At 68.4% G+C, this 12,178-nt stretch carries 15 protein-coding genes and 1 pseudogene; 10 read left to right on the top strand and 6 right to left on the bottom strand.

From position 1 onward, the window contains the following. Positions 1–2: 2 nt before the first annotated feature. On the bottom strand, positions 3–764 hold the full coding sequence (locus HOV91_RS23040; RefSeq protein ID WP_174187503.1) for a TIGR03943 family putative permease subunit: 762 nt from the start codon (positions 762–764) through the stop codon (positions 3–5). After that, positions 761–1,735 carry a permease gene (locus HOV91_RS23045; RefSeq protein WP_174187513.1) on the bottom strand — a complete coding sequence of 325 codons (975 nt, stop codon included), beginning with the start codon at positions 1,733–1,735 and terminating at the stop codon, positions 761–763. Before HOV91_RS23045 ends, HOV91_RS23040 begins: the two co-directional genes overlap by 4 nt. Before the next feature lie 152 nt (positions 1,736–1,887). Here HOV91_RS23045 and HOV91_RS40000 point away from each other — a divergent pair, with 152 nt between their 5' ends. The 3 genes from HOV91_RS40000 to HOV91_RS23060 all read left to right on the top strand — a co-directional run bounded on the left by HOV91_RS40000 (position 1,888) and on the right by HOV91_RS23060 (position 4,918). Next, positions 1,888–3,030, top strand: a complete 1,143-nt coding sequence (locus HOV91_RS40000) for a sensor histidine kinase (protein WP_174187504.1) — start codon at positions 1,888–1,890, stop codon at positions 3,028–3,030. Continuing rightward, entirely contained in the window at positions 3,027–3,707 is a 681-nt protein-coding gene (locus tag HOV91_RS23055; RefSeq protein WP_312884739.1) for a response regulator, read from the top strand. The genes HOV91_RS40000 and HOV91_RS23055 overlap by 4 nt, the downstream gene beginning before the upstream one ends. A 158-nt stretch (positions 3,708–3,865) precedes the next feature. After that, complete coding sequence (locus HOV91_RS23060; RefSeq protein ID WP_217441038.1) at positions 3,866–4,918, top strand: NAD(P)-dependent alcohol dehydrogenase; 1,053 nt, start codon at positions 3,866–3,868, stop codon at positions 4,916–4,918. 57 nt (positions 4,919–4,975) lie between these two features. Here the strand turns inward: HOV91_RS23060 and HOV91_RS23065 are convergent, their stop codons facing one another. Beyond that, positions 4,976–5,305 carry an ANTAR domain-containing protein gene (locus HOV91_RS23065; protein ID WP_174187506.1) on the bottom strand — a complete coding sequence of 110 codons (330 nt, stop codon included), beginning with the start codon at positions 5,303–5,305 and terminating at the stop codon, positions 4,976–4,978. 432 nt (positions 5,306–5,737) lie between these two features. Between HOV91_RS23065 and HOV91_RS23070 the strand changes: the two genes are divergently transcribed. Beyond that, on the top strand, positions 5,738–6,106 hold the full coding sequence (locus HOV91_RS23070) for a MerR family transcriptional regulator (protein ID WP_312884740.1): 369 nt from the start codon (positions 5,738–5,740) through the stop codon (positions 6,104–6,106). A 193-nt stretch (positions 6,107–6,299) separates the two neighbouring features. Here HOV91_RS23070 and HOV91_RS23075 read toward each other — a convergent pair whose 3' ends face one another. Beyond that, on the bottom strand, positions 6,300–6,794 hold the full coding sequence (locus HOV91_RS23075; RefSeq protein ID WP_174187507.1) for a GtrA family protein: 495 nt from the start codon (positions 6,792–6,794) through the stop codon (positions 6,300–6,302). A 347-nt stretch (positions 6,795–7,141) separates the two neighbouring features. On the opposite strand from HOV91_RS23075, the gene HOV91_RS23080 reads away from it, so the two are divergent. The 4 genes and pseudogenes from HOV91_RS23080 (at position 7,142) to HOV91_RS23095 (ending at position 9,129) form a co-directional block, all read left to right on the top strand. Then, positions 7,142–8,206, top strand: a complete 1,065-nt coding sequence (locus HOV91_RS23080) for a fatty acid desaturase family protein (RefSeq protein WP_174187516.1) — start codon at positions 7,142–7,144, stop codon at positions 8,204–8,206. Between the two features lie 102 nt (positions 8,207–8,308). Then, positions 8,309–8,428, top strand: a pseudogene (locus tag HOV91_RS40850) (LuxR C-terminal-related transcriptional regulator); the annotation flags it as partial. Between the two features lie 114 nt (positions 8,429–8,542). Continuing rightward, positions 8,543–8,683 (top strand): hypothetical protein, encoded by a 141-nt coding sequence (locus HOV91_RS23090; protein ID WP_174187509.1) that lies wholly within the window; start codon positions 8,543–8,545, stop codon positions 8,681–8,683. Then, a complete protein-coding gene (locus HOV91_RS23095; protein WP_174187510.1) occupies positions 8,680–9,129 on the top strand; it encodes a MerR family transcriptional regulator in 450 nt (149 codons plus the stop codon). The genes HOV91_RS23090 and HOV91_RS23095 overlap by 4 nt, the downstream gene beginning before the upstream one ends. 5 nt (positions 9,130–9,134) lie before the next feature. On the opposite strand, the gene HOV91_RS23100 is transcribed toward HOV91_RS23095, so the two are convergent. Next, positions 9,135–9,638: an SPW repeat protein gene (locus HOV91_RS23100; RefSeq protein WP_174187511.1), complete on the bottom strand. Its 504-nt coding sequence runs from the start codon at positions 9,636–9,638 to the stop codon at positions 9,135–9,137. Positions 9,639–9,770: 132 nt separating this feature from the next. Here HOV91_RS23100 and HOV91_RS23105 point away from each other — a divergent pair, with 132 nt between their 5' ends. Next, a complete protein-coding gene (locus HOV91_RS23105) occupies positions 9,771–10,214 on the top strand; it encodes a MarR family winged helix-turn-helix transcriptional regulator (RefSeq protein ID WP_246350588.1) in 444 nt (147 codons plus the stop codon). A gap of 79 nt (positions 10,215–10,293) precedes the next feature. Then, a complete protein-coding gene (locus HOV91_RS23110) occupies positions 10,294–11,934 on the top strand; it encodes a RecQ family ATP-dependent DNA helicase (protein ID WP_174187512.1) in 1,641 nt (546 codons plus the stop codon). Between the two features lie 41 nt (positions 11,935–11,975). Here HOV91_RS23110 and HOV91_RS23115 read toward each other — a convergent pair. Then, on the bottom strand, positions 11,976–12,178 hold a 203-nt coding region (locus HOV91_RS23115), incomplete at its 5' end, for a ferritin-like domain-containing protein (RefSeq protein ID WP_281370929.1).

The following is a 12,178-nucleotide window of genomic DNA, read 5'->3' on the forward strand; positions in this document are numbered from 1 at the left end:
TTTCAACGATCTTGCTCGTAGGTGTGGTCCGGCTTCGCCACCCTCTGGTAGTCCGTGACGCGGAGCGTGGGAACGAGGTCGGGGTCGTGCTGCGCGCTGCCCGGCTCGACGACACCGCGAACCTCAAGCCACGCGTCGTCCTCGATCGCTTCGGCCAGCCCGGCCAAGTGCACCTGCACGTACCGGGCATCGCCCACACAGCAGGTGATGACTACCCGGGCGAGGTCCACAGCAGGTGTATCGGGTTCGTGCTGCCCGAGATCGTTCGGCCGCATGACGAATCCGCTGATCATCACCTCCCTGCCGTCCAGCGAGTGCTCGGAGTCCAGCAGAGCCCTGTTCACCAGGTCGACGAGCCGCAGGGTCGGCACGCCGTCCGCGGGCAGTGGCGGAAACGGCCGCTGCCGCGGTCCGGCGTCGGGCGAATCGCGTGGCACCACCTGGACGCGGGAGCTGGTCAGCGCGGCCTCGGCGCCCAGCGGGGGCGGAGCGATGAGCAGCAGTGCGGCGGCGGGAAGCAACAGCAGCCAGTGAACTCGGCCGCTGCCGTGCGAATGGCCGTGCTCGTCGGCGGCGGTCGCCGCGCCGCGTCCGATGTCACGCGCGATCGCCACCAGCCCCAACAGGATGAATCCGATACCGCTGATCACCAGGAACGGATGCAGGCTCGGCTTCACGTAGCGCAGGTACGAGCCATCGAGCGCGGTCCACAAGACCGCGCCGCCGATCAGCAGCAACAGCAGGTTCTGCGTCTCCCGCCTCATCGGGCGCCTCCCAGGAAAACGTATCCGGCCACGGTGCCGCACACCACGGCCACCACGAATGTCAACGGCGCGAACCGCATCGCGAACGAGCGCCCGAACGAACCCGCCTGCATGGCGAACAGCTTCACATCGACCGCCGGGCCGACCACCAGGAACACCAGTCGCGGCAGCAGCGGCAGCGCCGACATGCTCGCCGCGACGAACGCGTCGGCCTCCGAGCACAGGGCGAGCGCGATCGCCAGCAGCGCCATCACCAGGATGGCCATCAGCATCTGGCCGGCCAGGTGTCCATACCAGGCGGGCGGAACCAGCACGTGCAGCGCGGCGGCGGCCGCAGCGCCGAGGACCAGAAACGCGCTGGCCTGCAACAGATCATGGCGGGCGGCCTCGGTGAAGACCTCCCAGCGGGTGCGGCCCACCGCGCAGTGGTCGTGCCCGCCGCTGGGGAGCAGCCACGCCGGACGCCCGATCCGCGACCAGATCAGCCCCATCACCACCGCCGTGGCCAGCGAACCGGTGAACCGCGCCGCGACCATACCCGGTTCGCCGGGGAACGCGACGGCGGTGGCGATCAGCACGACGGGATTGATCGCGGGCGCGGACAGCATGAAGGTCAACGCCACCGAACCCGGCGCCCCCTGTTCGGTGAGCCGCCGCGCGACCGGTACCACCCCGCACTCGCATCCCGGTAGCGCCATACCGGCCAGCCCGGCCACGCCGACCGCGGCGGACTCGTTGCGCGGCAGCATCCGCCGCAGCACAGCGGGCGAGACGAAGGCCGCGATACACCCACTGACCAGCACCCCGAGCACCAGGAACGGCACCGCCTGCACGAACACGCCCGCGAAGACCGTCACCGCGGTCTGTAACCGCGCCGATGCGCCGACCGCGCGGACCAGGGGCGCTTGCAGGGCCACGGCCAGGACGACCAGCGTGGCCAGCACGTACATCGAGGGAACCCTCGTCCGCATCGAGTTCAGACTGTTCTGCGCGAGCACGCCTCCATCCTGTCAGCACCCGCGGTGTGCCGAGTAACCCTATGCGCGTGCGTCATACGCCGGTCGCCGAACTACGCGCCCCGCGCCGGTTTCCCTTCCTCGCATCCGAACGCGATCATTGAGGCGTGCGTCAACTCCTCCGCTCGGTATGGTACGAGCCCCACGCGCCGAACCCGCCGCGGCGGTCCTGGCGGGACTGGGCGCTGGTCGGGGTGTTCCTCGGGCTCGTGCTGCTGGAAGGGTCGCTGCGGCAGGATCTTTCGCATCGAGTCGTCTGGGTTCTCGTCGCGGTCGCGATCATGCCCACGTTGTTGTGGCGCCGGAGCAGACCGTTGCTGATGGTCGCTGTCGCCTTCACCGGGTCAGCCGCGACGACCGTGCTGCTGGGGGGCGATCAGTCCGGTATCGACGCGATGGGGGCGATGCTACTGCTGCCGTACGCGTTGTTCCGATGGGGATCCGGGCGGGACATCGTGACGGGATCGGTGCTCGTCTTCGCGACCGCGGGCATCGCCATGCTCGCCGGCGGTCTGCCGGTCACCGATGTCGCCGGTGGGCTCGTCGTGCTGTCCTCGGCCGTGGCGCTCGGCCTGGCGTTCCGGTACCGGGCTCGGGCGAAGGCGCGCGAACTCGACCAGGTCAAGCTGATCGAACGCGAACGACTGGCCCGCGACCTGCACGACACCGTCGCGCATCACGTCTCGGCCATGGCGATTCGCGCCCAGGCGGGTCTGGCGACCGCGCAGTCCACACCCGGCGCCGCCGTCGACGCGCTGCGGCTCATCGAGTCCGAGGCAGCGCTCGCCCTCGCGGAGATGCGCGCCATCGTGCGCGTGCTGCGGCGCAACCAGCCACCGGTGGAAGGGGACCGCACGCCCAACCCGGGCATCGCCGACCTGGCTCGACTCGCCGAGCCCACCGGCGCCGGTCCGCCCGTCGACGTGGCGATCAGCGGCGACGTCACCGATCTGCCCGCGACCCTCGGCACCGCGATCTACCGCCTGGCCCAGGAGTCGGTCACCAACGCCGTGCGGCACGCGCGGCACGCCACCCGCATCGAGGTGCGGGTCACCGCCGAGGACACCGCCGTGCGGCTGGTCGTGCGCGACGACGGCACAGCCGCGCGCTCGGTCGGATCACCGGGTTACGGGCTGGTCGGCATGATCGAGCGCGCCGACTTGCTCGGCGGCACCTGCGCGGCGGGCCCGAACCCCGGCCGGGGATGGACCGTCACGGCGGTGCTGCCTCGCAAAGGCGCGGCGACGTGAGGACCGGTGAGCCGGTGGACCAGAGCCTGCGCGTGGTCGTGGCCGACGACCAGGAGATCGTCCGCACCGGACTGGTGATGATCCTCGACGCCCAGCCGGGCATCGAGGTCGTCGGCGCGGCGGCGGACGGGGAACAGGCCGTCGAACTCGCCATGGACCTGCGCCCCGACGTGTGCCTGTTCGATATCCGCATGCCGGGCGTCGACGGTATCGAAGCCACCCGCCGTCTGGCCGGGCCGACCGTCGAGGACCCCCTCGCCGTGGTCGTCATCACCACCTTCGACCTCGACGAATACGTCTACGCGGCGCTGCGGGCAGGCGCCCGCGGCTTCCTGCTGAAGGAGGCCGGGGCAGCGATGCTCACCCAGGCCGTCCACGCCGCCGCTCGCGGCGACGCGCTCATCGCCCCGAGCGTCACCGCGCGCCTGCTGGCCGCCTTCGCCGCGGGCGGCCCCGCCGCGTCGCAGGTCCAGCCCGCCACCGCGCTCACCGACCGCGAGGAGCAGATCCTGGCCGCCGTCGCACGCGGGCGCACCAACAACGAGATCGCCGCGGAGCTGTACATCAGCCTCAGCACGGTCAAGACCCACATCGCGAGCCTGATGGCCAAACTCGGCGCGCGCAACCGCGTCGAGATCGTCATCTGGGCCTACGAGACCCGCCGCGTCCAGCGCTGACCGGTCGCGCGCATCGGCCGAAAGTACCAGCGCGCCACCGGCCTCCCGGACGACGCGGATCGAACCGCTCGTCCGATGTGGTGCACCCCCTTGGATCGCCAAGATTGCGTCATACCGTCGACACCGGCGGCCCGGCACCGACCATTCGAGGAGACATCATGTCGGCTTCGGCGAACGCGATCACACCCGACGCATCCGACGGCGATCGGAGACCCACGATGCAGGCGATCGTCCAACGCGGCTACGGCCTGCCCGAACAGGTGCTCGGACTCGCCGACGTCGACCGACCCGCACCCGGCGACGACGACGTCCTGATCCGGATGCGGGCCACCAGCGTGAACACCCCGGACTGGCTCGCGGTGACCGGCGTCCCGTACCTGCTGCGGCTGCAATTCGGCATCGCGGGACCGTCGGCGCCGGTGCGGGGCAGCGATATCGCCGGAGTCGTGCAATCCGTCGGCAAGAACGTGACCGACTTCCGGCCGGGCGACGAGGTGCTGGGTTCGCTGTGGGACAACAGCGCGAAGTCGTCGGTCGGCACGTTCGCTCAATACACTGTGGCGCCGGCGTCTCGACTGATCACCAAACCCGCCGCGCTGTCCTTCGAGGAGGCAGCGGCGGCTGTCATGTCGGGCGTCACGGCACTGCTCGCGATACGAGACGTGGGGCGGACCGGGCCGGGCAAGCGCGTGCTGATCAACGGCGCATCCGGTGGCGTCGGCACATTCGCGGTACAGATCGCCAAAACACTCGGCGCGCATGTCACCGGCGTGTGCAGCACACGGAACGCCGAGTTCGTCCAAGCGCTCGGCGCCGACGAAGTCATCGACTACACCCGCACGGATCACACCCGCGGCACCCGGCGCTACGACGTGATCCTCGACAACGTGTTGAATCACCCGCCCGCCAGAACAGCCCGCCTGCTGGCGTCCGGCGGAACCTTGATTCCCAACAGCGTCGGACCCGGCCGCGGACTGGTGGGAAGCCTGCCGAGAATCGTGCGAGCGAAGACGATGCGCTGGGGCTCGACCGATGTCCGCACCGCCACCTGCCTGCCCACCCGCGAGAACCTCGGCGATCTCGCCGCCCTGCTGGTATCCGGCGACGTCAAGGTGATCATCGAGAAGTCCTACCCGCTCACCGAAGCCGCCCAGGCGGTCGCCCACATGCTGGCACATCACGCCAGAGGCAACATCGTCATCACGATGTAGGCGGCGTCCGTGCCGGGCCCCTCCGGCAGCGTCATGGGTGGGACCGCCGATACGGGCTCATCGAGCATCACGGGTAGGTCCCAGCGGCGTGGTCGCGCTGGAGTCGCGCGGGGGCGGCGGTCCGAGCATGATCCGGTCCAGTTCGGCGCGCAGCTGCCCGACCGTGTGCTGCCCCCCTGAGCCCGGGAGTTCGGTGACGATCCGCTGGGCCAGGTCATGGACGCGCACATCGGTGTTCCGCGAAGACGACCGCATCAACTGGAACGCTCGCTCCTCGCCGATTCCGTACAGCAACATCACGATGCCTTTGGCCTGCTCGGTCACCGCCCTGGTGGCCTCGAACGCGCACCGTTCGACACCGTCCGACGGCTTGGGCTCGGTATCCACACCCAACGCATACCCGGCGCACGCCGGGAAGTAAACACCCGCACCGGCAGGAAAAAATCTACAGCGAGGGATGTAGACATGCTGCGAGACGAGGTATACAGTCGCTGTCGTTGGAGATTCGAAGTCCAGTTGGCCGGGCAGGTGAACTGCCTGGAAGCAAGATCCACCATCCCCTCCGGCGGAGAAGAGAATCCGGTGCAGTCGGCCGGACCGCCGGAGGGGGTGACGCAATACCGCAGACAGGTCCGTCGATCCGGGAGGTGGTCGCTGAAACAGTTTCCTACACGCTCCGTGCCCGGAAAGAAGTATCCGGCGCGGTGTTCGACGCCGACCCTGCTGGTCGGCGGATGGAATTGAAATCAAACCCCTTCGAAAGTCCCGGGCCCCGGCGCACTGCGCCGGGGCCTGACGGCGTTGACCCCGAGAGGTGTTGTGGACCAACCGAACACGAACCCCACCAGCGGCTCCAGTGCGGCGGACCGGCTCGATGACGATGACTACCCCGCCTACAGCATGGGCCGGGCGGCGGAAATCCTCGGCGTCACCCCCGCCTTCCTCCGCGGTCTCGACGCCGCCGAGCTACTGACACCACAGCGCTCCGAGGGTGGGCATCGCCGTTACTCCCGCTACCAACTGCGCTTGGCCGCGCGGGTCCGCCAACTCGTCGACAGCGGCAACACCCTCGAGGCCGCCACCCGCATCGTCATCCTCGAAGACCAACTCGCCGAAGCCCAACGCCTCAACACCGAACTTCAACACACCCTGGACCAGCGCACCGACACCACCACCCACCCCGATTGAACCCGGCTGCCAGCTAGCGCCTCGACCACGACTGCTCGCGTGCGGCGTCCATCTCGAGCTCATGTCTCTGCCGTGGCCCGCTTCGACGCCTCTGGGCGTGGTCGTCGAAACCAGTTGCCTGGGCCATGCGGCCAGCCAGGGCCCCGAGGCCCGCCAAAAGAATCGACCAGGGCGATCCGAGGTCGGAGACCCTTCAGAAGACGAGGCCACGCAGTGCCAGGAAGCGCATACCGCCGACCGCCGCCATGACGGCGATCACGGCGCCCGCCTGGGCGATCTCGTCGAGGCCGGGGGCCCAGAACTCCAGACCGGCCAGCGCCGCGGTGCTGATCAGAAGGCCGATCAGCGCCAGCCCGCCGCCTTCCCACTGTGCGGTGAACCAGCCGACCCGTCCAGCCGCGCGGAAGGTGAGCCGTCGATGCAATTCGTTCGCGATCACCGTGCTGACGATCGAACCGGCGATATTGGCGACCAGTGGGCAGATCCCGTCCATCGCTACGAACAGCAGGAGATAGGCGATGTTGCTCGAGCCGCCGACCAGTGCGAATCGGATCACCTGGGCGAAGGCGTGATCGCCGCGCAGATACCGCGTCACTCGGGCGATGCCGTCGAGCCATTCCGTGCGCAGCATCGGACAGGGGCCGACACCGACGACCTGAGCGATGCCATCGAGGATCGTCTTGTCCATGTACGTCTTCCGCATCCCGGAAGCTGCCATCGCCGTGCTGTTCACATGAGTACTGTCGCCAGCACGGCTGACACCGCTCTGACGCCGACCTGACATCTGCACTGACACGATGTCCGGCCTGGTCGTGTAGGCAGTGTCGGAGGTGTATCCGTCGGCTCGCGGAGGTGGATTTGTCACGCGGATGTGTGGCGAACCGGTGCATGTGTTTACCTAGTGGTGGTCCGAGCGCGGCATCCTGTTGTTCCTGAAGGTTGAGCCGTTCTGTGCTCGACTTCCGATCGGGCAGCAGTGGTCGGATGAGGTCCGGCGGATGATGGCGAGAGCAGGACGGTAGGCGGCCCGTGGTGATGGAAAGTGCTGTGTCCGCGCGCGGCAGCGAGTATGCGGTGTTGCTGCGGCGGGTGCGGGAAGCAGGGCTGCTGAAGCGGCGACTGCGTTATTACGTCTGGAAGAGTGCGATCACCGCCGGGGCGCTGGCGGCCGGGTGGGCGGCGTTCGTGTGGATCGGCGATTCCTGGTGGCAGCTGGGCGTCGCCGTGTTCCTGGCTGCGGTGTTCGCCCAGATCGCCTTCCTGGGCCATGATGCCGGGCACCGGCAGATCTTCGTCACCCGGCGTGCCAACTACCTGTACGGAGTGCTTTTCGGCAATCTCGGCATCGGGGTGAGCATCGGCTGGTGGACCTGTAATCACAACCGGCACCACGCGCATCCGAATACCGAGGGCGCGGACCCCGACGTCATGGGGGTGCTGGCGCACTCCGGCGATCGAGCGCGCGCGAGCCGGGGCCTACGGCGGCTGATCTTCCAGAACCAGGCTTGGCTGTTCTTTCCGATGCTTCTGTTGGAGGGCGCGAGCCTGCACTACGCGAGCGCCCGTGCGGTGCTGCGGTGGGCGATCCCGCACCGCGCCTTGGAGGCGTTCTTGCTCGCCGCGCACGCCACGGGGTACCTCTGCACGGTGTTCCTGGTTTTGTCCCCGGTCAAGGCGGTGGTCTTCATCCTCGTGCAGCAGGGCCTGTTCGGGTTCTATATGGGCTGCACCTTCGCGCCCAACCACAAGGGGATGGAAGTGCTGACGGCCGCCGACTCCAGGGGCTTTCTCCGCCTTCAGGTGCTCACCTCCCGCAACGTCCGCGGCGGCTGGTTCACCGATGCGGCCCTGGGTGGCCTGAACTACCAGATCGAGCATCACCTGTTCCCGTCCATGCCCAGGCCCAACCTGCGCCGAGCGCAGCCGATGGTCGCGAAGCACTGCGCCGAACTCGGACTGCCCTACTGCGAGACCAGCCTCGCGGGCTCCTACGTGCAGGCCCTGCGTCACCTCCACAGCGTCGGGCGACTCGCCCGGCCGCTCACTCCCGCCGGTCGAGTCGGTCATTCGGCCGACGCCGCGACCGATGGGGCCGGCTGAATCGGTGCACGACGCCGGATGGCACGGGCGAGGCCGCGTCCGAACCGGCGGGTGCACTGGACTCAGGGGCGGCTCTGTGTGTACCGACGAACCCGTCAGCTTCGGCTCGTGGTATCGCCACGCACCGTCGACCGGCACTTGGAGAACATCCTCGGCAAGCTCGGCTTCTCCTCGCGGACGCAAATCGCCGCCTGGACGGCGCACATGCACCCACGGCGATAACGCGTGCCGCCGATCAGGGGCAGCGGCAGTTGCGGTCGCCGCCGCACGCGTCGGTGGTGGCGCCGAGGGGCTGGGGTTGCATCCTGTACCCGGGTACAGGCTTACCGTGGCGGTATGACGATTTCGCCTTCTTCCGGGGAGTGGGTGCCGGATTCGTGCACCTTGCCCACCGTCGAGCAGCCTGTCCGGGTCGCGGAATTCGATCGGGACGCGCTCGCGGAACGGGTGGACGCTTCGATCGGCGGCCGGAAGTGACCGGCTTGCGCACCGGCGAACTGGCCGCGGCGGCGGGAGTGAACACCCAGACGTTGCGGTACTACGAGCGGCGCGGGCTGCTCGCCGAACCGCAGCGGTCCCTGGGTGGGCATCGTCTGTATCCGGAGCGGGCGGTGACGGTGTTGCGGGTGATCAAGGCGGCCCAGCGGCTGGGGTTCACCCTCGACGAGGTCACCGAGTTGCTCACCGCCACCCGGTTCGGCCGTCGCCGCGCCGAAGCCGGGTTACAGGCCCGCGCCACGGCCAAGCTGGCCGAGATCGATGCGAAGGTCGCCGAGCTGACCGCGGTGCGCGACACTCTGCGCGCCGCGCTCGCGGCCGGATGTGACGACCTGATCGCCTGCAGCGAAAGCCCTTGCTGCCCGGTCCCGTTCGCCACCGACGGAAGCGACGCCGCCGGTGGGGAAGGCGACTGCGACTGCTGAGGGCATCACCGCGCCGAAGTTTCCGGCGGAAGCCCGGACGGCCGCTGGGTTCGCGCCGTGCCTTCATCACGCGTTCGGCCGGTGAGTCGTCCGGTCCGGCTCATTCCGAGGAACATCGAGCCGAGACCGAGCAGCACGGCGATGGCGCCGGCAACAACGTTGTTCCAGATCGTCGAGGCGGTGTCGACGTTACCGCTGACGATCCAGGGGGCCAGGATCGTCCAGAGTCCGATCAGCGGAGCGGCCCAGACGAGGCCGTGGGTCCGGCCGTACACCGAGGCAAACCCGAGAGCAAGCATCGCAAGGGCGATACCGCAGATCAGGTTGTTGACGGTCAAGGTCGAAAATCCGTTGAACCCCACGACCCACGGGGAGATCGCGATATACAGCCCGGTCAGGAACAGCAGGCCGGTGACCGCCTGGGCGTCGGGTGCTTCCGAGGCGCGCTCGTACTTTTCCCGCAACTCCACGATGTCGGGATGCCGGCTCATCATGGTTTCACTACTCATGTTCTCCACCACCCTTCAGATGTAGTGGCGAATCGAAGCTCTCCCGAGCCGGGGCGGCCCGCAATCGGTCCAGGAACGCGGCCCGTCCTGATCGCCGCTCACTTATATATCATCTCGTGATACTATCACTTCATGATGCATGGGTCGATGTCGTCGCAACACCTCACCGACCAGGAGTATTCGAAGCTGCTGGCGTTCCGGGCCGGGCTTCGCCGGCTCCTGCGGTGGAGTGAACGACGGGCGGCCGAAGTGGGGCTCACCGATACCCAGCATCAACTGCTGCTGGCGATCCGAGGCCATGCCGACCCGGGCGGGCCCAGCATCGGAGAGATCGCCGAATACCTGTCCACCCGTCACCACAGCGTGGTGCAACTGATCGATCGCACCGAGCAACTCGGCCTCGTCGCTCGCAAGCGCGGAGGGGGCAACGATCGACGCGTCGTCCGCCTCATGCTGACCGAGGCGGGCAAGGAAACCTTGGCCCTGCTCAGCGCCGCCCATCTGGATGAGTTGCAGCGCCTGGCACCCCTGATCGGCGCGTTGGACGACCTCGTCGCGGTGCCGCAGGCCGGATGAGCGCCGCCCGGCCCGGGCATGGGCCAATGCGGGTTTCGGCCGCACGTTTTCGCCGCGGCGGTGGTGGTATGCCCAGCCGATGACGACCTCGTCCGAATACGGCACGCGCCTGCGGAATCTCGCCGCCGAGAAGTTCGGCTGGGCGCACCTGCACGACGAGCAGCTGAACGCCATGGAGCAGGTGATGGCCGGTGAGGACGTGCTGGTCGTGCTGCCGACCGGTGCGGGTAAGTCGGCGATCTATCAGGTGCCCGCGTTGCTGCTGGACGGTCCGACCGTGGTGGTGTCTCCGCTCATCGCGTTGCAGAACGACCAGATCGAGAGTATCGACGGCAGCCGGGCCCCGGATGCCGTCGCGTTGAACTCCACCCAGAGCAAGAGCGAGCGCCGAGCGGCCTGGGACGCCTTGCGCCGCGGCGATGCCCAGTACGTCTTCCTCTCGCCGGAGCAACTGGCCAATGAGGATCTGGTCGACGACCTGGCCGGGCTGCGGGTTTCACTTTTCGTGGTGGACGAGGCGCATTGCGTTTCGGCGTGGGGACACGACTTCCGGCCGGACTACCTGCGGCTGGCTCCGGTGATCGACCGGCTCGGGCATCCTCGGGTGATCGCCTTGACGGCGACCGCCGCCCCACCGGTCCGGCGCGACATCGTGTCCCGGCTGGGCATGCGGGAGCACCGCGAAGTCGTCGCCAGTTTCGATCGACCGAACCTGCACCTGGCTGCCGACCGATTCACCCGCGACGCGGACAAGCGCAACGCCGTCATCACCCGCATTCGGACCCTGACCGCCGACCCTGCGACGCGCCGGGGATTGGTGTATGTGGCCAGCCGCAAGGACAGCGAGTTTTACGCCGAAGAGGCGGCCGGGGTCGGCATCCGAGTAGCGGCTTACCACGCGGGCATGAAGGCGGCTGTTCGCGACGAGGTGCATCAGAAGTTCCTGAACGACGAGATCGACGTCGTGGTGGCTACTTCGGCGTTCGGTATGGGGATCGATAAGCCCGACGTCCGTTTCGTCGTCCACGCGTCGGCTCCGGATTCGCTGGACTCGTATTACCAGCAGATCGGCCGAGCCGGACGGGATGGTGAGCGGGCCGAGGTCATCTTGTTCTACCGTCCCGAAGATCTGAGCCTGCAGAGGTTCCTGACTTCCAGGACGGTCCCCGAGGACACCATCGCCGAAGTCGCCCATGCCCTGTATCGGCACGACCGTCCGGTCCGGCCGTCCCGGCTCGCGGTCGACGCCGCGCCCGCTCGGCGTACCCGGGCGATCAACCTGCTCGAACAGGTCGGCGCGATCACGACCACCGAGTCCGGCCTCCTCGCGACCGATTCCCGGCGCACCCCCGAGCAGGCGGTCGAACAGGCGGCCGAAGCCGCACAGGCCTACGAAGAACTGACCCGCTCGCGCATCGAGATGATGCGCGGCTACGCGGAGACGACCGGCTGCAGGCGGCAGCATTTGCTCGGCTACTTCGGCGAGCAACTACTCGACCCGTGCGGCACCTGCGACACCTGCGATGCCGGGACCGCCGAACGGCGCACGCCCGGCACCGCCGAGTTCCCGGCGGACAGTCCGGTGCGGCACCGCGATTGGGGCGCCGGGACCATCATGTCCGTCGAATCGGATCGCATCACCGTGCTGTTCGAGGAAGTCGGTTACAAGACCTTGTCCCTGCCCGAGGTGCGCAAGCACAACCTCCTCGGCCGGGGATGAGCATCCGGCTCCGCCGCGAGCGCGGCGGAGCCGGGGTCGGGTCAGATCGCGCGGTCCTCCGACTTGATCATCCACGCCAGTTTCTCCAGGGAATGAATGATCTGGTGCAGCAGATCGCTGGTGCTGGGGTCCTCGGCGTCCACGGCGTCGTGCACGTCCCGGAGGGTGTCGATCGCCGCGTAGGTCCGCGTGGTGATCAGGTCGACGACGTCGGCGGTGTTCACCTCCTGGGCGGGGAAGGGCG

Origin of the sequence: Nocardia barduliensis (assembly GCF_013315795.1) — a bacterium.
In the GTDB taxonomy this organism is placed as follows: domain Bacteria; phylum Actinomycetota; class Actinomycetes; order Mycobacteriales; family Mycobacteriaceae; genus Nocardia; species Nocardia barduliensis.

What these genes read in the sequence shown, in the direction of transcription:
- HOV91_RS23060 (WP_217441038.1), top strand. Translation starts at nt 3,866, where the DNA reads ATGTCGGCTTCGGCGAACGCGATCACACCCGACGCATCCGACGGCGAT.
- HOV91_RS23100 (WP_174187511.1), bottom strand. Translation starts at nt 9,638, where the DNA reads ATGAGTAGTGAAACCATGATGAGCCGGCATCCCGACATCGTGGAGTTG.
- HOV91_RS23040 (WP_174187503.1), bottom strand. Translation starts at nt 764, where the DNA reads ATGAGGCGGGAGACGCAGAACCTGCTGTTGCTGCTGATCGGCGGCGCG.
- HOV91_RS23110 (WP_174187512.1), top strand. Translation starts at nt 10,294, where the DNA reads ATGACGACCTCGTCCGAATACGGCACGCGCCTGCGGAATCTCGCCGCC.
- HOV91_RS23075 (WP_174187507.1), bottom strand. Translation starts at nt 6,794, where the DNA reads ATGGACAAGACGATCCTCGATGGCATCGCTCAGGTCGTCGGTGTCGGC.
- HOV91_RS23080 (WP_174187516.1), top strand. Translation starts at nt 7,142, where the DNA reads ATGGAAAGTGCTGTGTCCGCGCGCGGCAGCGAGTATGCGGTGTTGCTG.
- HOV91_RS23105 (WP_246350588.1), top strand. Translation starts at nt 9,771, where the DNA reads ATGATGCATGGGTCGATGTCGTCGCAACACCTCACCGACCAGGAGTAT.
- HOV91_RS23045 (WP_174187513.1), bottom strand. Translation starts at nt 1,735, where the DNA reads ATGCGGACGAGGGTTCCCTCGATGTACGTGCTGGCCACGCTGGTCGTC.
- HOV91_RS23090 (WP_174187509.1), top strand. Translation starts at nt 8,543, where the DNA reads ATGACGATTTCGCCTTCTTCCGGGGAGTGGGTGCCGGATTCGTGCACC.